This is a genomic window from uncultured Jannaschia sp. (assembly GCF_947494025.1).
Taxonomy (GTDB): Bacteria; Pseudomonadota; Alphaproteobacteria; order Rhodobacterales; family Rhodobacteraceae; genus Jannaschia.
In genome coordinates this window covers 54575-74698 of record NZ_CANLTQ010000010.1, presented here as the reverse complement: position 1 = coordinate 74698, position 20124 = coordinate 54575, and the positions used below count along the sequence as shown (strand labels likewise).

General features: G+C 71.3%; 15 protein-coding genes. 10 read left to right on the top strand and 5 right to left on the bottom strand.

The window, feature by feature from the left end; all coding sequences use genetic code 11:
• Positions 1–94 precede the first annotated feature (94 nt).
• Positions 95–1201 (bottom strand): hypothetical protein, encoded by a 1107-nt coding sequence (locus Q1B08_RS13040; RefSeq protein WP_299819444.1) that lies wholly within the window; start codon positions 1199–1201, stop codon positions 95–97.
• Positions 1202–1507: 306 nt separating this feature from the next.
• Here Q1B08_RS13040 and Q1B08_RS13035 point away from each other — a divergent pair, with 306 nt between their 5' ends.
• From Q1B08_RS13035 to Q1B08_RS13010, 6 genes are all read left to right on the top strand, one after another.
• Complete coding sequence (locus Q1B08_RS13035; RefSeq protein WP_299819441.1) at positions 1508–3364, top strand: acyltransferase family protein; 1857 nt, start codon at positions 1508–1510, stop codon at positions 3362–3364.
• 339 nt (positions 3365–3703) lie between these two features.
• On the top strand, positions 3704–4690 hold the full coding sequence (locus Q1B08_RS13030; protein WP_299819438.1) for a glycosyltransferase: 987 nt from the start codon (positions 3704–3706) through the stop codon (positions 4688–4690).
• Positions 4687–5838 (top strand): hypothetical protein, encoded by a 1152-nt coding sequence (locus tag Q1B08_RS13025; protein WP_299819435.1) that lies wholly within the window; start codon positions 4687–4689, stop codon positions 5836–5838. Before Q1B08_RS13030 ends, Q1B08_RS13025 begins: the two co-directional genes overlap by 4 nt.
• The gene (locus tag Q1B08_RS13020) at positions 5835–6764 is read left to right on the top strand and encodes a glycosyltransferase family 2 protein (RefSeq protein WP_299819432.1); all 930 of its coding nucleotides are present in this window, start codon (positions 5835–5837) and stop codon (positions 6762–6764) included. Before Q1B08_RS13025 ends, Q1B08_RS13020 begins: the two co-directional genes overlap by 4 nt.
• Positions 6765–6777: 13 nt before the next feature.
• Positions 6778–7800, top strand: coding sequence for a glycosyltransferase family A protein (locus Q1B08_RS13015; RefSeq protein WP_299819430.1), 1023 nt, complete (start codon positions 6778–6780; stop codon positions 7798–7800).
• A gap of 42 nt (positions 7801–7842) precedes the next feature.
• Positions 7843–8739 (top strand): glycosyltransferase, encoded by an 897-nt coding sequence (locus Q1B08_RS13010; protein ID WP_299819427.1) that lies wholly within the window; start codon positions 7843–7845, stop codon positions 8737–8739.
• Here the strand turns inward: Q1B08_RS13010 and Q1B08_RS13005 are convergent.
• Together Q1B08_RS13005 and Q1B08_RS13000 are read right to left on the bottom strand one after the other, a co-directional pair.
• On the bottom strand, positions 8672–10135 hold the full coding sequence (locus Q1B08_RS13005) for a hypothetical protein (protein ID WP_299819424.1): 1464 nt from the start codon (positions 10133–10135) through the stop codon (positions 8672–8674). The genes Q1B08_RS13010 and Q1B08_RS13005 overlap by 68 nt on opposite strands.
• A gap of 4 nt (positions 10136–10139) precedes the next feature.
• Positions 10140–11576: an NAD(P)/FAD-dependent oxidoreductase gene (locus Q1B08_RS13000; RefSeq protein ID WP_299819421.1), complete on the bottom strand. Its 1437-nt coding sequence runs from the start codon at positions 11574–11576 to the stop codon at positions 10140–10142.
• Between the two features lie 423 nt (positions 11577–11999).
• Between Q1B08_RS13000 and Q1B08_RS12995 the strand changes: the two genes are divergently transcribed.
• The 3 genes from Q1B08_RS12995 to Q1B08_RS12985 are packed head-to-tail and all read left to right on the top strand — an operon-like array spanning position 12000 to position 16187.
• Complete coding sequence (locus tag Q1B08_RS12995) at positions 12000–13082, top strand: glycosyltransferase family 4 protein (RefSeq protein ID WP_299819418.1); 1083 nt, start codon at positions 12000–12002, stop codon at positions 13080–13082.
• Between the two features lie 16 nt (positions 13083–13098).
• Complete coding sequence (locus tag Q1B08_RS12990; RefSeq protein ID WP_299819415.1) at positions 13099–14280, top strand: glycosyltransferase family 61 protein; 1182 nt, start codon at positions 13099–13101, stop codon at positions 14278–14280.
• Positions 14277–16187: a glycosyltransferase gene (locus Q1B08_RS12985; protein ID WP_299819412.1), complete on the top strand. Its 1911-nt coding sequence runs from the start codon at positions 14277–14279 to the stop codon at positions 16185–16187. The genes Q1B08_RS12990 and Q1B08_RS12985 overlap by 4 nt, the downstream gene beginning before the upstream one ends.
• A gap of 10 nt (positions 16188–16197) precedes the next feature.
• Here Q1B08_RS12985 and Q1B08_RS12980 read toward each other — a convergent pair whose 3' ends face one another.
• The gene (locus Q1B08_RS12980; protein ID WP_299819410.1) at positions 16198–17163 is read right to left on the bottom strand and encodes a hypothetical protein; all 966 of its coding nucleotides are present in this window, start codon (positions 17161–17163) and stop codon (positions 16198–16200) included.
• Positions 17160–18953, bottom strand: coding sequence for an ABC transporter ATP-binding protein (locus tag Q1B08_RS12975; RefSeq protein WP_299819407.1), 1794 nt, complete (start codon positions 18951–18953; stop codon positions 17160–17162). The genes Q1B08_RS12980 and Q1B08_RS12975 overlap by 4 nt, the downstream gene beginning before the upstream one ends.
• Positions 18954–19052: 99 nt before the next feature.
• On the opposite strand from Q1B08_RS12975, the gene Q1B08_RS12970 reads away from it, so the two are divergent.
• Positions 19053–20030: a hypothetical protein gene (locus Q1B08_RS12970; RefSeq protein ID WP_299819404.1), complete on the top strand. Its 978-nt coding sequence runs from the start codon at positions 19053–19055 to the stop codon at positions 20028–20030.
• Positions 20031–20124 lie beyond the last annotated feature (94 nt).

Sequence of the window (20124 nt, the reverse complement as noted above, 5' to 3'; positions counted from 1 at the left end):
CAGACCGGCGCATCGGTTTCGGCAGGCGATCTTGAAGGGAGCACGACGCCCGCTTTCCGCATCCTCTCCCTCGTCCGTTCCTGCGAAGATCGCCTTACCGGACCACGGCATCGGGAGCCGCACAGGCGAGCCTTTCCTCCCGGGTCGGACGCGCGGCGCCGATGCAGGCGATCCCGCCCAGGATGAGCGGGAAGACGTGCCCTGAAAAGAGGCTCGCGGGGACGATGAGATAGATCAGGACCATGCCGTGAAGCAGGACCGCTTCCTGCCAGTGGACCGATGTAAAGAGCGTCAGGATCGCCCCCATGGCCATGACCACCAGGCCGAGCGTCATCGCGCGGGCGCCCAGATCGAAGAGCCCCGTCTCCATCGTCTTCTGAGGCTCCACCGCCACCGACACGACCGAGGCCATGCCGCAAAGAAGAACCAGGGCGAAGGCGCCCGTCACGTTCTCCCGCGAGAAGACGGCGTGACGGGCCGCCAGAGCACCGGCGCCGAGGAACATCACCGCCGCGAGCCAGTCGCTCGGACGTCCGCGCATGCCGTGATCGGGCAGCCAGAGCGTGACGGCCACGAGAAGGGGCGCGGCGAAAAGGACGATCATTCCGAGCGGCTTCAACGCGTCGAAGAACGACTGGAACGGAAGCCGCTCCTCCGAAGCAAAACTGTTCCCGGACGTGACGCGCAGGAGAACGAGCATCCCGGCAAGCTCGGTCCCCTCCTCCACGACGCGCCGGAGCGCTTTCGCAGCCGGACTCTCCCAGGCGACGGCGTGCTCGATGAATTCCTGAAGCGCGACCGAGGCCAGGAGGCCGAAGCCCAGCGAAAGGACGAGCACGCGCCGCCGTTCCGCATCCCCGCGACGCGACAGAACGATGGCGGACCAGACATAGGCGGAGCCCAGAAGGGCGCCCAAGGGCAACAGCAAGGCCCAGGATCCGAGGTTCAGAGCCTTTCCCAACAGGCTCAGCCGCTCGTGCAGGGAGCCGATCTCGTCGGCCGACAGGAACAGCAGGATCGCGGCGATCGCCAGCCAGGCCCGAGCGGCGGGCCGGTCGTCGTGACGAAACCGGGCATATCCGTCGGACGCGAAGAAGGCGCAAGCCGCCAGCAGGGCGCCGGACCACCAGGCCGCGACGTTGTTCTCCACGCCGAGATCGAGATGCCATGTCAGATTCGACGACCATTCCTGCCAGGTCATCAGACCCGTCGCGACAAGAAGGATCACGCTGACGACAAAGGCCGTACCGGAAATCCAGATCCGAATCCTGGCGGGGTTTCTGGAAACCATTTCTGCGCCCAATAATATCCGAACGGAAAATGTAATGATATTGTTACAAATTTCCTCCCGAAAGTCAAAGAGATGGTGTCGGCATTTCCGGAGATCCCGTTTCCGTGAGGCATGACGAATGACCGGCGGGCGAACTTGACCGGCGGAACCTCGCGGCCTTTCTTCCGGTCAGCCCGATGCACGGAGGGTGGGCGCGATGGAGGAGAAATCCCGGGAATGAAGTACCGACCGCATATCGACGGCCTGCGGACCGTGGCGATCGTTCCGGTCGTGCTGTTCCATGCCGACGTCGCGCTCTTTTCGGGCGGGTTCACCGGTGTCGACGTCTTCTTCGTCATCTCCGGTTTCCTCATCACCTCCCTCATCGTCGAGGAGATCGCGGAGGACCGGTTCACGATCTGGACCTTCTACAAGCGCCGCTTCCTGCGCATCCTGCCGGCCTATCTCGTGGTGATCGCCGCGGTGGTCGCGGCGAGCTGGTTCGTGCTCTTTCCCGAGGAGACCCGGGCGCTCGGCCGGTCGGTCGCCGCGGCCTCGCTCTTCGTCTCGAACTTCTACTTCTGGCAATTCTCGGACTACTTCGCGCCGGACGTCGCGACGGCGCCGCTTCTCCATACCTGGACGCTCGCCGTGGAGGAGCAGTACTACCTCCTTCTGCCGCTGTTCCTCCTTCTCGTCGCGCGCGTCCTCGGCCGCCGCTACGTCGTCCCGATCGTCGCGGTCTCCCTCCTCTCCTTCGGGCTCAGCGTCTGGGGTGCCGTGCGCTACGACAGCGCGACCTTCTACCTACTGCCGACGCGGGCCTGGGAGTTCGGGCTGGGTTCGCTCGCCGCGGTCGCGGGCCTCGCGGACCGGGGGAGCGCCCGGTGGCGCGGGATCGGCGCGACGCTCGGCACGGCGCTCGTCGCCTGGGGCATCTTCGGGCTCGACGAGGACGTGGTCTTTCCGGGCGCGAACGCGATCTATCCGGCCCTGGGCGCCATGCTCCTCATCGCCTGCGCGGAGGGCACGCCGGTGGGGCGCGTGCTCGGCGCCCGGCCCTTCGTGGCGATCGGCCGGATCTCCTATTCGCTCTACCTGTGGCACTGGCCGATCATCGTGTTCTGGAAGCTGCGCATCGATCCGGCGCTCGACGCCTGGGACGTGGCGGCGATCTGCGCGCTCTCCCTTCTCGCGGCGGGGTTCAGCTACACCCTCGTGGAGGAGCCGTTCCGCGGCCGAACCATGCGCCGGCGGCCGGCCTTCGCCGTCAACGCCACCGCGCTCGGCGGCCTCGCCCTCGCCGCCGGACTGGGCGGCGGCCTCGTCGCGGGGGCCGAAATCTGGGGCGGCCATTCCGCCGAGGTTCGCCGGATCGCGAGCTATGTCGATTACCGCACCGATCTCGAGGTGCATCCCTGCCTGATCCACGCGCGCGTTCCGGGTCAGGACAGGGCCTTCGATCCGGACACCTGCCTGCCGACGGACCCGACGCGCCCGACGCTCCTCGTGATGGGCGACAGCCATGCCGAACACCTGATGCCGGCGCTCGAGGAGACGTTCGCGGACCTCAATCTCCAGTTCGCCGCCAGCACCGGCTGCACGCCGACCATCGACGTCGCCGGCGACTGGTACTGCCCCCGGGTGATCGGTCCCGTCCTGCGCGAGCACGTCCCGCGGGGCGGCATCGACACCGTCCTGCTCTCCACCCGCTGGGAAGCCGAGGACATCGAGCCCCTGCGGGACACCGTCGATTACCTTCTGACCCATGTGGACCGGGTCGTGATCCTGGGGCCGACGCCGGAATACCTGACGAGCTTTCCCGCGATCCTCGCGCGCAACCTCCGCCGGGACGGCGCCCACATGACGCGCTTCCTCGACCCCGAGCTCCGCGCCCTCGACCGCCGGATGGCGAACACGGATTGGGGTGGGGCCAGCTACGTCTCGCTCTACGACCTGATCTGTCCCGACGAATGCCGTCTCCTGACGGAGGGCGGCGTGCCCTACCTTGCCGATTACGGCCACTACACCCGGGCTTCGGCGCGGGAGATCGTGGCGGATCTCAGGGCGCAGGAACGGATTGCCGTCGATTAGCCATCCGAACGCCGTACCTCCGTTCGCGGCCACCGCTTTCGTGAACAATGTCCGCCCCGACGCCTTCGACCGGGCCGGCGGAAGCCCTCGCCCGAAAGAAACGGGCATTCGTCTGTGACGCAGTGTCCAGCCGGCCAAGGATCGAACCGGGGCGAGACAGGTCGATCCCTTGGGAATGCCGTTCCGTTGTGGCACGAGGCGAATGGGCGGCCGGCACGAAGGGGCTGATGGTGCAATGAGACGAGATTCATCCGGACCGCGAGGACCGTCCTCCGGGCGACAGGGGCGGACCGCCGCGCCGCCTCGCGGTTCGGCCATCGCAGGACAGGGCCCGCACGCATGACCGGACCGGCCGTTTCCGTCCTGATGGCGGTGCGCGACGGGGCGGCGCATCTGCCCGAAACCATCGCGAGCCTGCGCGCCCAGGCCGACCCGGGCGGCGCCCTCGAATTCGTGGTGGTCGACGATAGCAGCAGCGACGCGACGCCCGCGCTCCTCGCCGCCTGGGCCGAAGCCGATCCGCGGGTGCGCGTCCTCGCGGCGCCGGCGCCGATGGGGCTCGCCGCGGCGCTCAATCTCGGGCTCGGCCATGTCCGGGCGCCGCTCGTGGCGCGGGCCGACGGCGATGACCTCTACGCGCCCGACCGCCTCCTTCGTCAGGCGACCGCCCTCGGCGCCGATCCGCGCCTCGACGCGCTGTCCTGCGGCTGCGTCAGGATCGACGAGGCGGGCGCGGAACTCGCGCGCATGGCGCCCGTCACCGGACCCGACCGCATCCGCTTCCGCACGCTCTATACCAGCTCGCTGCTCCATCCCGGCGCGATGATCCGTACCGCGGCCCTGCGCGCCGTGGGGGGCTACGACGCGGCCTACTGGACGGCGCAGGACAGCGATCTCTGGGCGCGGATGCTCGCCGCGGGCGCGCGCCTCGACAACCTGACCGAACCGCTCCTGCGCTACCGGGTGCACGGCACCTCGCTGACGGGGAGGCGCGGGGCCCCCGGGCGGGCGCTGAGCCTGAGCGTGCCCGAACGGGTCCAGCGGGCCTATCTGGGCGGCCTGCCGCCGGGCCACGACGTCGCCGCGACGGTGGATCTCTGGCAGGGCTACCGCCCGCTCGCGCCCGAGGCGATCCGGGCGGGCCTCGCAGGCATGGAACGGATCGCGGCCGCCGCCCGCCGGCGCGAAGGTCCGGAGGTTCTAGGCGACATGCGCGCCACGATGGCGCGTGCGCTCTGGCGGCAGGCCCGCTGGCTCGGGCGCAGGCGTCCCGGCCTCGCCGCCAGCCTCGCGGGGAACGCCGCGCGGGTCAGGATGGCGACATGACCTGGCGCTGCACGGAACTCACCTCGGGGGCTGAGGCCCACGCGCATTCCTACTACGACATCCCGGTCTTCGACGGCGCGGGGGCGCGGGTCGCGGGCTGGACACCGCCCGCGCCGGACCGCCATCCGGGGCCGGAGGACGCGGTGGAGGTCGGATATGCCGAGGTGGCCCGCCCCGGCAGCTGGCACCGCGTCGGGGAAAGTCGCGCCTGGTCCTGGCAGCAGGGGCCGCTCGCGCAATGGGTGGCGGGGGGGCCGCGTCTCGTCTGGAACGACCGCGAAGGGGGCCGGATCGTCGCGCGGGTCCACGACACCGGAACGGGGACCACGCGGACCCTGCCGGGGCAGGTCTACGCCGTCGCGCCCGACGGCCGCACGGCGCTGTCGCTCGACCTCGTGCGTCTCGACCGGCTGCGGCCCGGCTACGGCTATCCCGGCGGAACCGGGCCGGGACCGCGGCGGCCGGACGATGCCGGGATCCGGGCGATGGACATGGAAACGGGCGAGAGCCGCATGGTCCTGTCGCTCCGCGAGGCCGTGCGCCTCCTCGACAGGCATCGCGGCTGGCGCGACCGGCTGCGGCGGGCGCGCATGCATTACTGGTTCAACCACGCCAAGATCGCGCCGGGAGGCGCGCGCTTCACCGTGAAGCTCCGCTGGCGTCGCCTGGGCGGCCCCTGGAACGACGCGCAGGGCGTGAGCCTGACCTGTGGGCTCGACGGCGCGGCGCCGCGCCTCCTCGCCCCGGCCACGAGCCACGTGATCTGGCTCGACGACACGACGCTCTATTACTGGCGCCGGGGCGGCCTGCGCATCGTGCGCGACGCCGCCGGGGGGGGCGAGGATCTCGGCCCGCTCGCCGAAGGGCTCGTCACCGACAACGTCCATGCCCGCCACCTCGACGCCGGGGGCCGGCATTTCGTCTTCGACACCCCCTACCGGGAGGAGGTCGCGCTCCTCGAATGGGACCGGCGGACCGGCGCGTCGGAGACCGTCGCCCGGTTCGCGGGCCATGTCCCGGCGCGCGGGCCGTTCCGTTGCGACCTGCATCCCTGCCCCGCGCCGGACGGGCGGCGAATGGTGGTCACGTCGCTCAGCTCGGGCCAGCGGCAGATGTACCTCCTCGAGCGGGAAGGCACGGCGCCATGAACGGTATCGCCCCGGAGATCTCCGTCGTCATCCCCACCTACGGGCGCCCCGACATGGTGCTCGAGGCCGTGGGCTCGGCGCTCGCGCAGGCGGGGCCGTCGCTCGAGGTGATCGTGGTGCCCGACGGCGACGACCCGGCCGCCATCGCGGCGCTCGGGCGGCTCGACGATCCGCGTCTTCGCATCGTCCGTCCGGGCGCGCATGTCGGCAATGCCGAGGCCCGCAATCGCGGCATCCGTGCGGCGCGGGGCGACTGGATCGCGCTTCTCGACGACGACGATCTCTGGCTTCCGGGCAAGCTCGCCGCGCAGATGGCGGCCGCGCGGGACAGCGCGCTGCCGCGCCCGATCGTCACCTGCCGGTTCCTCGCGCGGAACGACACCGAGGAGTTCCTCTGGCCGCGCCGCCTGCCCGCCCGGGGCGAGCCCACGGGCGACTACCTGTTCCGCCGCCGCCAGCCGCCGACGGGCGACGGGGCGGTGCAGACCTCGACCATCCTCGCGCCCCGCGCGCTGTTCGAGGAGGTGTTCTTCGATCCCGATTGCAAGCGGTTCGTGGATATCGACTGGCTCCTGCGCGCCACGCGGGCGGCGGGGACCGGCCTCGTCTTCGCCGCGCCGGAGCGGCCCTGGTCGGTCTGGCGGATGGACGACCGCGACCGGATCTCCATGAAGGGGAATTGGCGCGACGACGTGGCCTGGATCGATGCGCGGCGGGATCTGGTCTCGGATGCGGCGGCCTCGGCCTTCGTGCTGACCCTGCCCTCGATCCGCGCGGCGCGGCAGGGGGACCGCCGCGCCTTCGTGACGCTCCTGCGCAAGGCGCGCGCCTTCGCGCGGCCGGGCCGGGCGGAGCTTCTGTTCCATCTGGGGAACTTCGTCCTGCCGGGCCGCCTGAAGGCGCTGCTGGCGCGGGCGACGCGGTAGGGATGCCGGGGCCGTGACGAACCACCCGACGATCGGCGCGGTCGTGCCCGTCCACGACGGCGCGGCCGAGATCGGCGCCTGCCTCGACGGCCTGCTCGCGGCGGGCTTCGCGTCGGGCGAGATCCGCGTGGTCGACGACGCCTCCGCGGACGGCACCGCCGCGATCTGCCGCGCCCGCGGGGTCGAGCCGATCCGTCTCGCCCGGAACGCCGGCGCGGCGGAGGCTCGCAACATTGGCGCCGCCGCGACGGGCGCGGAGATCCTGTTCTTCGTCGATTCCGACGTGGTCGTGGCCCCGGACGCGCGCAGGGTGATCGCGGATTTCTTTGCTGCCCACCCGAACCACGCCGCGATCTTCGGCGCCTACGACGCCCGGCCCGCCGCGCCCGGACGCGTGAGCCGCATCCGCAACATGCTGCATCGTCACGTCCATCTCGAGGGGGCGGGGCCGGCCTCGACCTTCTGGACCGGCTGCGGCGCCGTCCGCCGCGCGGATTTCGAGGCGGCGGGCGGGTTCGATGCCGGGCAACGGATGATGGAGGACGTGGAGTTCGGCCTGCGCCTGCATGCGCGCGACCGCCCGATCGCGATCTGCCCCGCGCTGCAGGGCACGCATCTGAAGCGCTGGTCGCTCGCCGGGATGGCGCGGACCGACCTTCTCGACCGGGCGATCCCCTGGGCGCGCCTCCTCGCCGCGCCGCGCCACGGGGCCGCGCCGGCGACCCTGAACGTGAGCCGCGCGGGCCACCTCTCCGTCCTTTGCGTCGCCGCCTCGCTCCTCGGCCTCGCGGCTCTCGCCCTTGCGCCCGGCGCGGGCCTCGCCCTCCTCGCCGCGTCGCTCGCGGTGCTCGGCCTTGCGAACCGGCGCTTCCTCGCCCGGCTCCTGCGGGAGCAGCGCCCGGGCGACGCGGTCGCGGCCGTGCCCGTCCTTTGGGTGCACTATCTCTGCGGCGGGCTCGGCTTCTTCTGGGTGCGCTCCGGCCTCGACCGGCTCTTCGGGCGGCGCGGGGATGCGGCGGGCGCGGGATCGCGGTAGAGCGCGCCGGGATCAGATACCGGGCCAGGGACAGGGATCGCCATGACCGACATGGACCACGCAAGCGAGCTCAGGCGGCGCACCGCCATCATCATCGCCAGCTACAACCGGCCGGCGGAGCTCCGCACCTGCCTCGAGACGCTGGCGCGGCTCGATGGCGGGCCGGTCCGCACGATCGTCGTCGACGACGGCAGCGACGCGCCGCTGGCCCCGGTCTGCGCCGGCTTCGACTGGGTCGAGTGCATCCGGCAGGCGAATGCCGGGCCGGGTCAGGCGCGCAACACGGGCGTGCGGGCGGCCGAGGGGTCCGAGCTCGTCTGCTTCACCGACGACGATTGCCGGCCGCGCCCCGACTGGCTCGACCGGCTCGTGGCGGCGCAGGGCGGCGCGGCGCAGCGGCTGGTGGGCGGGCGGATCGAGAACGCGCTGGACCGCAACGTCTATTCCGCCGCGAGCCAGACGCTGAGCAGCTATCTCTACGATTTCTACCAGTCCCGCGGCAGCGCGATGACCTTCTTCACCACCAACAACCTCTGCTTCCGGCGGGAGGACTTCCTCGCGGTCGGAGGTTTCGGCGATTTCGCCGTGGCCTCCGAGGACCGCGACCTGAGCCTGCGCTGGAGCGCCGCCGGCGGGACGCTCCGCTACGAGCCGGACGCCGTGGTCGACCATGCGCACGCGCTCGACCTCGCCGCGTTCTGGCGCCAGCATGCCGGCTACGGGCGCGGCCTGCGGGATCTGCACCGGGCGATGGACACCCGCGCCGACACGCGCGCGAAGCTTGAGGGGGCGGGCTTCTATCTGGGCATGCTGGCCTATCCGCTGCGCCGCCCGGGACACAAGAGGCTGGGGCAGAGCGCCCTGATCGGGCTCAGTCAGGTCGCGATGATCGCAGGCTACGGCGCCGCGCGGGTCCGCGAGCGGCGGCGGCGGGCCTGAGCTCCGCCGCGGCGAGAAACAGCGCCGACAGGAACGGCAGGACCCAGATCACGCGCGCCTGGTAGCGGTCCACCGGGGCGGAAAGCCCTCCGAAGATGAGCGCGTTCAGCACGAGTCCCGCGAGCGTCAGGGCAAGGATGCGAAGCTGCGCCCCGTCGAGACGCCCCGCAAGCGCCAGCGCGAGAAGGGGGAGCGCGCCCAGAAGCGTGGTCCAGGGCAGGATGTCGTCGAACGCGCCGATCAGTGCGGCGCCCGTCGTCCCGGCCGGACCCGCATATTGCATGTCGTCCCCGATCGGACCCGCGGCGCGATGCTCGTCCAGCCCGACCCGGACCATCTGCAGCGCCGAATTGCCCAGGAGCGAGACGGATTGCTGCACGGGGTAGCGCAGGAACGCGCGGCGCAGGATCGTGAACTCCTCGGCCCGGATCGCGTCGAGCTGGGCCGGCGTGATGTCGTCGATCCCCTCGGGCGTCCACAGGAACATGCCGACATTGCTGGGCACCTGATCGCCGAACACCTCGCAGAAGGCCAGATCCGCCCCGGGGCAGGCATCCTCCAGATACCAGCGCGCCGGCCCGTCCTCGAGCGAGCGCGCGAGCAGGATCGGCAGGCGTTTCGGCGCGAGGCTCGTCTCCTTCAGAACCGCCATGCTCGCCGTCACATTGGCGAGCGGCGCGAAGGCCACCACGGCGACAGCCGCGAGCAGGGCGGGCAAGCCGAGCGACCGGCGGACGAGCTGCACCCCGACGGCCAGCGCGGCGATCCCGAACATCAGCGGACCGTGCCCGTAATGCGAGGCCGCCGCGAAGGCCGTGACCGCGGTGACGGTGACCTGCTGGGGACGCGAGAGCAGGTCGAACCGGCTGACCAGGAGCGCGCCGAACAGGATCGGCACGGCGGCCAGCACGTCGGGCATGACGTAATCGGCGTACCACGGCAGGCTGCTCGCCAGCACCACGAACGCCGTGCCCGCGGCGAGCCGCTTCGGCCGGGCCAGCGCCTCGGGGCCGATCAGCGCCGCCGCGACGAGGAGCACGAGAAAGCCCTGCGCGACCGCCAGCGCGAAGGCCCCGCCGAACGAGACCGTCGCGAAGGCGAAGAAGGAATAAAGGAACGACCGTCCCGTCGTCGATTGCCCCCGCGCGTTGACCGACAGGTCGGCGAGCGCGTCGTCGCTCGCCGCGACCGGGCCCTCCCCGATCCGGGCGATCGCCTCCGCGAAGCTCGTGATCACGTCCCAGATGCGCGCGCCGCCGTTGAGGTAGCTCGGCGTGTCCGCGAAGACGTAGGCGGCCGCGCCCAGCACCATCGGCCAGGAGAGCAGGACGGCGATGCCGAAAAGGATCGGCACGCCCCGAAGCGTCAGAAGCGGTGCGGCCCGGACATGCGGCACGATGTCAGGCGGCGCGCTCTTTGTCGGCGGGGACCTGCATCTCCTCGTGGTAGGATCGCTCGACGTTGACCTCCCACAGATCGTGGTCCGCCCCGAGGATGTTCTCGGCCGCGTAGATCGCGGTCAGCATCGAATGATCCTGGTTGTTGTAGCGGTGCAGCCCGTTGCGTCCGACCGTCTGCAGGTTCTCGAGGCTCTGGATCCACTCTCCGATCACCGCGACCGCGTTCTTGTAGTTCGCGTCGTAGACCGGATAGGCCTTGGGCTGACGGATCACCTTGCCGTCCGAGACGAGCTCGGCCCGGCTCAGGCCGAGCGCTTCGAGCTCCTTCGCCGCCTGCGCGATCAGGTCCGCGTCGGACTTCGCCCACATCTCGTCGTCCTGCTGGCAGAAATACTCCATCCCGATGGAGGCCTGCGTATCGTTCGGGACCATGTCCTCCGACCAGGAGCGGAAGTTCTGGATGCGGCCCACGCGGACGTCGGGGGAATGGACATAGACCCAGTTGTCCGGGAACGGGTCGCGGTCGTCGAGAACCAGGGCGACGATCAGGAAGTCGCGGTATTTAAGCTTCTCCGCGGCCGCCACGACATGCGGCGGCGGGGGCGGGTCGATGGCGGCGACAAGATCGCGCAAGCCCATCGTGTTGACGAAATGATCCGCCTCCACGCGCTCCTCGCCGTTCGCGCCCTCGACGATCACGGCGGTGATGCGGTTGCCCTCCCGCTCGTAGCGAATCGCGCGGGTCTCCATCTCGACCCGGCCGCCGGCCTCCTCGATGAGCTCGGTGCAGCGCTCCCACATCAGGCCCGGCCCGGTGCGCGGATAGTCGAACTCCTCGATCAGGCTCGCCGTGTCGTTGGCCCCCGAGATCGCGTTCCACACCGCCTTGTGCAGCGTCAGGTTCTTGATCCGCTGCGCCGCCCAGTCGGCCTGAATGTATCTGGGTTTGATGCCCCAGACCTTCTCCGTGTAGCTCGCGAAGAAATGCATGTAGAGCCGGCCGCCGAAGCGGTTGATGACCCATTGCTCGAAGTTCTCCTCGCTCTTGTTCGGGAAGACCTTCCACTTGAAGTAGCTGAGCAGGATGCGCGTGGACTCGTAGGGTCCGATATTGCCCAGGGCATTGAAGAGCTTGAGCGGGTAGTTGTAGAACTTGCCGCGATAATAGATCCGGCTCCGGCGGGGGCGCTTGACGAAGGCCTCGCCCAGGATCTCGCGCCAGAGCGCGCTGACCCGCTCGACCTTGGTGAAGAAGCGGTGGCCGCCGATATCGATGCGAAAGCCGTTATAGGATTCGGTCCGAGAGATGCCGCCGACCAGCTTTCCCGCCTCGAAAACCCGGACCTTGGTGTCCGGCGCGTTCTTAAGGAGCTCGTAGGCCGCCGTCAGGCCGGCCGGTCCGGCTCCGACGATCGAAACGTCCTGCGCAGTTCGCATCGGGCAACCTCATAATTCCAAAATTTCTGTACTCGAGGATCGGCCGCAGGCGATCAGCAGGAAAAAAACGGACCATACTTCGGACCAAGCGATATGGCCCGATCCTGTTCCCGATTTCGAAGAAGTTCGTTAATCCTTACTTCCCTCGGGTTCACACCACATCCAGCGCCGAGCCGTTAATCTTTTCGGCTAAGCATGGTTCAAGGATTTGTAAACACGTGTCGTAACATGAGAACATCCGTCGGCGGTTCCCTTCTCGCCACGATGATTTTCGTGCGGTTGCGTACGTTCTGTCTGCCGGAAAGAGCGTCCTTTCACAGAAGGTCCAGGGAAGATGCCGGCCCCGGAGCGGACGCTTTCGGGCTGGTGCAGCGAGACCCGGATTCTATAGCTCGTCCCGACCCGGACCGATCGAGGATCCACATGACCGCACCGCGACCTCCCCGGGTCCTGCTCGTCTCGGCCACGCCCCGATCGGATCGCGGCGGGGTGCAGCGCATGATGGACCGCCTTGTCGAGACGCTTCCGTCGCATGGTCTCGCGCCGGTCCGGGCCGGCCCCGACGAGGCGGCGCCCGGCGCGCGGCTGACCCTGGAGGTCGGGGCGGGACAGGGCGGCCGCCCCGCGCTGCGGGCGCTGCCCGACGCGGGGCGCTCACTCCTGCGGCTCGCCCGCCTCCTCGCACGGATCCGGCCGGACGTGGTGAACCTGCATTTCGTCACCGGCGCGGCGGCCTATCTCGTCGCGCTGCGTCCGGTCTTCCGGTACCGGCTGGTCCTGTCCGGTCACGGCGCCGACCTGCTCGACCCGACGCCGGCGATGGCGGCGCGGCTTCCGGGCTTTCTCGCCGCCGCGGACGCCGTCACGGTCGTCTCGCGCGAACTCGCGCGCGTGGCGCAGACGCGCGGCGCCCCCGAAGACCGGCTGCACATGATCGCGAACGGGGCCGACACCGCGTTCTGGCGTCCCGGCCCCTCGGAGCCGGAGCCCGACCGGATCGTGGCCTCGGGGCGGCTTCTGCCGATCAAGGGCTTCGATATCCTCCTCGAGGCCCTGGCCGGGCTGCCGGAGGCGTGCTGCACGATCGCCGGCGAGGGCGCGGAGCGCGCCCTGCTCGAGCGGCGGATCGCGGAACTCGACCTCGGCGCGCGCGTCCGCCTCGCCGGTCATCTCGGACCCGAGCAACTGCGGGAGGAACTGCGCCGGGCACGCCTCTTCGCCATGCCTTCCCGCCGCGAAGGGATGCCGCTCGCCCTTCTGGAGGCGCTGGCCTGCGGCACGCCGGCGGTCGCGACCGCGATCGGCGGCATCCCGGACGTGCTGAGCGAGGGGACCGGCATCGTGGTTCCGCCCGACGACGCTTCCGCCTTCCGCGCGGCGCTGGCGCGGGGATTGTCGACCGAAAGCGGGCTGTCCCGCCGGGCGGCCCGGGCGCGGGCGGAGCACTTCTCGGACGATGCCTGCTACGGACGCTACGCCGCGCTGTTCCGGACGCTCGCGACGTGAAGGAAACGAAGCCGACATGAGCCAGCACGTGCCCCTCTACGTCTCGCCCGCCGAGGCCGAGATCACCGGCCTGCGCGGCCGGGCCGGCCGCCGGCTGCGCTGGTGGCGCGACCGCTGGGCCGGCCGGGCGGCGCAGGCCGGACTGCCGCCCGCGCTGCTGGGCGGGCGCTACCGGCGCCACGTCCCGGCGGCGAAGGCCGCGATCGCGGAAACGATCCATCCCGCCACGACGGTCGCGACCGACCTTCCCCTCGGTCGCGCCGCGTCGGATCTCTCCTCCGATCCCGGATGGTTCGGCTTCGCCTTCCGCGACGTGCCGACGCGCACCGCCGGACCCACCCGCCTGCTGCGGATTGCGAATGCGCGGGTGCTCGCGGGACAAACGCCCGCCGGCGACTTCGCCCCCGCGATCCTCGACGCGGCCGGACGGAGCCTCGATCTGCGGGAGATCCGCCACCGCCCCTTCCACGCGGCCCTGGCGCGGCGCACGCCCGACCTGCATCGGCGGCGCGCCGTCTGGATCGCGGAGCGGGTCTTCGACAATTACGCGCACTGGTTCACCGCGCATCTGGGCAAGCTCGTCTTCCTGCGCGACCGGGGTCTGCTGGGCGACCTCGTCCTGCCCGCCGGCCGCCCCGTCTGGCTCGACGCGAGCCTCGAACGGATCGGGGTGCGTCCCGCGGCCGAGCTGCCGCGCGGCGCGGCGCTCGCCGCCGAGGAGCTTCTCGTGCTCGAATGCGACCGCTTCCGCCCCGAGCTTCTGGGCGCCGCCCGCGCCGCGGCCGCGGACGCGTCGGCAGGTGAGGACAAGGTCTTCGTCAGCCGCCGGTCGGCCCGCGGGCGCAGCCTTCTGGGCGAGGAGACGCTGCTGCCGCTCCTGCGGGGGCGCGGCTTCGAGGCGGTCGAGATGGAGCGGCTCGGCTTCGACGCGCAGGTCGCGCTGATGGCGCGGACGCGGATCCTGCTCGCCCCGCACGGCGCGGGACTCGCGAACATGCTGTTCTGCGCCCCGGGCACGACCATCGTCGAGATCGCCGATCCCGGCTATCCGAACCCGAACTTCTACGCCATGGCCGCCGCGCTCGGCCACCGCTACGGCTACGTCGCGGCCCGCGGCGTCGGCGCGGGCCATCCGCTCCGCCGCGACCTTGCGGTCGACCCGGAGGCGGTGGAGGCCGCGCTGGACGTGGCCGGATGACCCGCCTCTCCGTGATCGTGCCCTGCCGCAACGGCGCCGCGTTCCTTGCCCAGACGCTGCGCGCGATCCTCAACCAGACCCGGCCGCCGGACGAGGTGATCGTGGTCGATGACGGTTCCACCGACGAGAGCCGCGCCATCGCGGCCGGTTTCGGCCCCCCGGTGCGCGTGCTGGCCGGCCCCGCCCGGGGCGCGACGGTGGCGCGCAACATCGGCGCCGAAGCGGCCACGGGCGACCGGCTGATGTTCCTCGACGCCGACGACCTCGTGACTCCGCCGACGCTCGCCGCGCTCGTCGCCGCGCTCGAGGGGCGGGACCGCGCCTTCGCCCTGTGCCCTTGGGACCGCTACGAGCTCGAAGGCGATGCCTGGATCGCCCGGCCGCCCTCCGTTCCGCCGCCCCGGCCGGGTCGGGACCTGCTCGCCGGCTGGCTCACCGGGCGCTACTGGCCGCCCTGCGCGATCCTCTGGACGCGGGCCGGGCTCGAGGCCGCGGGCGGCTGGGACGAGTGTTGCGGCGTCGACGACGACGGCGACCTCGTGCGCCGCGCCTTCGCGCGCGGTGTCGAGGGGATCCCGATCGGGGACGGGCTCGCGCTCTACCGGCGGGCGCCGGAGGGATCGGTCTCGCTGAGCGGGCGCCGCTTCTCGGAGGCGGGATTGCGGTCGCGGCTCCGGGCGCTCGCGAACACGGTCGCGGCGCTCGAGGAGGCCGGACGCCTCCGCGCCTATCGCGCGCCCCTGGCCCAGGCCCTCGGCGAACTGGCGCGGGATGCCGGCGGCCACGCGGTCACGGGCGAGATCGCCGCCCTCCTGCGCCGCGCGGGCGGGTCCCCGCCGGGCGCCGTCCTTCGCCACCGGACGACGAATTTCACCGCCCGGCTGGCCGCGCGCCGCGCCGAATGGCGGACGCCGCCGGCGACGCCGCCCCCGCCGGCGGCGTTACCCGCATCGGTCGGCCCCCTGCCCCGCACCGGCCCCTTGGTCAGCGTCGTCATTCCGACCTGGAACCGCGCCGCCCTCGTCGCACAGGCCGCGTCGAGCGTCCTCGCGCAGACCTGGCGGGATCTCGAGCTTCTCGTGGTCGACGACGGCTCCACCGACGGAACCGCCGAACGGCTCGCCCGGATCGGCGATCCGCGCCTGCGCGTGATCCGGCAGAGCAATGGCGGCGTCGCCCGCGCGCGCAACCGCGGCGTGGCGGAGGCCCGGGGCGCGTGGATCGCGTTTCTCGATTCCGACGATCTCTGGCGGCCCGAAAAGCTCGCGCGGCAGATGGCGCTGATGCTGCCGCTGCCCCCCCGCGTGGGGTTCTGCCATACCGGCCTCGAGATCGCGGGCCCGGAGGGATCGGTCGCGCACCGGGCGGGGCCGTCGGGGCACATCTTCGACGCCGCGCTCCTCGACAATCCGGTGCGGGCCCCGACCTCGAGCGGGCTGGTCCGCCGCGAGGCGGTGGCGGCGATCGGCGGCTTCGATCCGTCCCTGCCCGCGATCGAGGACTGGGACTGGCTGCAGCGCGTGGCCCGGCTCTACGATGTCGCGGCCGTGCCCGGCCCGCTCGTGGTCTATCGCGACGACGGGCCGGACCGGCGCTCCCGGGCGTTCCGCGCCAACATGACGGCGCGCGAGATGCTGTGGCGACGCAACCGCCACGCCCTGCGCCGGACCGGGCAGGCGCGGGCCTATCTGATGGAAAGCGCCCGGCGCGAGCTGCGCGAGCCGGAGGGCCTGGCGTGGAAGGGGCGGGCCCTGGTGCTCGCGGCGCTGGCGGAGAAGCCCGGCCGGTCGCATCTGGCCTGGCTGCCCTACATGATGGCCCCGTATGCCCTGCGGGCCGGTCTCCGCCGCCTCGAGGCCGGGCATCACGCTCGGCAGGCGTCGTCCGGGCAGGCGCCCTCCGGCTGAAGACGAAAGCTCAGACCGTGGCGGGGCCGGCGAAATAGCCCCAGCGGCCGAGATCGAGGCCCGTCGCCGCCGCGACGTCGCGGTTGCTGTCCCCGTAGGCGCCGAGGATGCGGCGGGACAGGTCGGCGGGGAGCGAAATCCGGCGCGCGGGCCAGATCCCGGCCGGCAGCGCCAGCCTGCGGCCGCGCGGCAGGGGGATCGAGGGCGGACGCAATTGCCATTGCAGGACGCTCCCGGCCGTGTCCGAGCGGACATTGTCGCGTCCTTTCGCGGTCGCGAGCCGCTCCGCGAGCGCGGGCGGCGTGCCGAGCCAGTCGAGAAGACGGCGGAGCGTCGGCTCGGGTTCGGCCACGAGCGCCTCGTGAGGCAGCAGGAGAACCCCGTCCTCGCCGGCGACATCCACGAGCGCCGCCCGCAGCGCCGCGTAATCGAGCAACGTGCCGAATCCGTGCTTTTGCGCCGCGGGGTCCAGCGTGGCCGCGACCGTCGCCCGGAACCCGGCCTCGCCGGCGCCGCGCTTGCGATCCGAGATCTGGGCGTAATGCGAGGCCAGCCAGTGGTCCTGCCGCCGCAGGAAGGCCACGATACGGGGCCGGGCGAATCCGCGCGCCCGGGCAAGGCTCGCGAAGGCCGACAGATGCGCCGCGAGCCCTTCGGGCCGGCTCGCCGCCCGCCCGATGGCCTCGTCGGAGACGAGAAGGCCCCGCCGGCCATCGGCGTCGGGTCCGAGCAACTCGTCGAGGAGCGGCTCTCCGATCGACGGCCAGAGCGCCGCCGAGCGGCGCAGCGCGCAGGCGAATGTGCGGAACTCGACGGCCGCGTCGGCCCGCTCCCGGAACAGGCGGGTTCGCGGCACGGTCCGCACCGCGAGATGGTCGAGAGCCGGGAAGACCTGGTTCTGCAGGAAGGTGGACGCGGTCTTGGGAAGTCCGACGTGAAGATGGAGCGGTCGCTCCGGCGCGTCCCGCCCGCTCATCCCGCCGCCGCCACGAGGCTGCGGAACGCCCGGTTCTCCTGCGACAGCGCGGCGTAGTCGCCCTTGCCGTCGAGGCGGCCGTCCCGCAGGAAGAAGATGGTGTCGCACTGCGCCACCGTCGTCAGGCGGTGGGCGATCATGATCACGGTCTTCTGGCCGTGAAGCGTGCGGATCGCATCCATCACCGCCCGCTCGGTCACGTTGTCGAGCGCGCTCGTGGCCTCGTCGAAGACCACGATGTCGGGATTGCGGTAGAGCGCGCGCGCGATGCCGATCCGTTGCCTCTGGCCGCCCGAGAACCGCACGCCGCGCTCGCCCACGACGGTGTCGTAGCCCTGCGGCAGGGTCTGCACGAACGCGTCGAGATGGGCGAGGCGCGCCGCGCGCCGCACGGCCTCCCGGTCGATCTCGGCCTCGCCGAAGGCGATGTTCGCCGCGACGGTATCGTCGGACAGGAAGATCGTCTGCGGCACGTAGCCGATCTCGGCCTGCCAATGGTGCAGGTTCTCCTTCGTGATCGGAGTGCCGTCGACGCTGATCTGACCCGAGGCGGGCACGAGCAGGCCCAGGATCACGTCGATCGCCGTGGTCTTGCCCGCGCCGGTCGGACCCACGAAACCGGCGCTGGTTCCGGCCGGGATCGCGAGCGAAAGCTCGTCGAGCGCCGGCCGCTCGGCGTCGGGATAGGTGTAGCTGACACGGTCCATCCGGAGTTCGCGCTGCAGCCGGATCGGCCGTTCCCCGGTGAGGTGCCGCAGCGGCGGGGAAGGAAGGGGCGCGGCGAGGTCGTCGTGGAGCGCTTCGAGGGCGGTCTCGCCGAAGCGGATCTGCGCGAGATCCCGGAACAGGACCTGTATCGTCGGCATGAGCTTCAGCCCCGCGAAGGCGAAGGCCCCGAGGATCGGCAGCACCGTGTCGAGGCTGCCGTCGTGGCTCCACAGAAGGTAGAGGATGAAGACCAGCATGCCGCCGAAGCCCAGCCCCTCGAGCACGTAGCGCGGCATCTCGCCCAGGAGCGCCACCGCCGCGTGATGCCGCGCGAGCCGCCAGGAGGGCTTCAGGAAGCGCTTCATGTAGGCATCCTCGAGACCGAGGATCTTGACCTCCTTGATGCCGCCCATGGCTTCCGTCGTGATCTTGTAGCGCTCCTCCATCGCCGCCTTCCGGTCGCGGCCGATCTCGAGGAGGTAATTGCGCAGGAGCTTGTAGACGAGCCCGAAGCAGCCGCCGAGCAGCACCCCCATCACGATCGCGCCCACGGGTTCCAGCATGACGAGGAACCCCACGAGGAACAGGAGCACGATCAGGTTGGCGAGCGCCCGGATCGCTGGCGTGATCGAGCCCAGCACGACCTGCGCCACCTCCGAAAGCACGGAATTACCCAGATTCGCGGAATGCTGCCCCAGAAACCATTCGAACGGCCGCGCCAGGTATTGCCGCAGGAGACGGATGCCGAGCGCGGTCGACACGCTTCTCGAGAAACGCGTCACGAGGTAGAAGGTGAATGCCTTGACCGCGATCGAGGCCATGACCATGAGAAAGACCGTGAGGCCCAGAAACTGCAGGAAGGCATAGCTCGAGCTGAAGCCGAGGGACTCGTAGATCCAGCCGAGCGCGGCGTGGTCCTCGATGATCCCGGGATTGCCGAGCACCGCGAGGAACGGCAGGATCGAGGCGACGCCGGCCAGATCCATCAAGCCCATGACCAGCATCATGACGATCAGAAGCCCGAAGCTCCTGCGCTGGTTCGCGTCCAGAAGCGCCAGAATGCGGACATAGGTACGTTTCATGGCAGGGGCTCGCTTCGGATAGCGGGGGGACCGGCGCCCGGTCTTCCGGAGCGCGGTCGCTTGGGTTAATCCCCGCTACGTCCGTCAAGCGGAGGTCCTTTGTCCAGCCCCCCCCACCGCACGATCGGCCTCCGGGTGATCTCCTGTCTGGGGGTCGAGCTCGAAGCCGCCTTCCTGACGCATTTCCTGACCCATTACGCCGGTCTCGGCGTGCCGGCCGGGAACATCCACCTGATCCTGAACGCCGGGCGCGCCGACGCCCCTGAGCTCGAGGCCGCGGAGGCGGTGCTCGCGGCCCACGGCGCCGCCACGCCGCATCGCTGGATCGCGCCCTATACGAGCGACGCGATGTGGGCCGAGCGGCGGGCCCTGCAGATGCGCGTCGCCCGGCCGGGGGACTGGATCCTGAACGCCGATGCCGACGAGCACCACGTCTATCCCGACGCGCCCGCCGCCATTGCCGCCTATTGCGAGCGGAAGGGGTACAATGCCGTCCAGGGGGTGATGATCGATCGACTCGCCGCGGACGGAACCCTCGCCCCCGTCGCCCCGGCGCCGGCCTTGACCGCACAGTTCCCGGTCGCCGCCGAGATGGCCGTCGCGCTGTTCGGGCGCCGCCGCTCGAGCCTCGACGGGACCGTCAAGCTGATGATGCATCGCGGCGACGTGCTGCCCAGCCGCGGCGGCCACAATCCCTGGGGCGAGGGGGCCGCGCCGCGCTTTCTGGCGGGCGCGCGCCTCGCGACCTTTCCGGGTATCGAGGACCCGGCGACCCGCCTGCGCTTTCCGTTCCGCGTCGACCATTACAACTGGACCGCGCGCCGGCGCACCAGCCTCGAACGCCGTCTCGCCACCCCCGGCGTCAGCACGGCCGGCCGCGCGTTCGGCGAACAGGTGCTGGACTATCTCACCCGCCACGGGCGCATCCGACCCGAGGATGTCGCACTCGGTCCCGTTCGCCCGCCCACGGCCGGCTGGCGGCGCCGGATGCTGGCCCTGCGGCTCGCCGCGCGCCTGCGGCACCGGTTTCCCCGCCCGAGGACAACGAGGAGCAAATCGGCCTCGGCGCGGCCATGACCGTGCCGGACGTCCTTGTCGTGGTGCGCGAGGCCGGCGCGCGCCCGGCGGAGCTGGAGGCCGTGGCGATCGTCCACGAAGTGCGCTTCGCCGC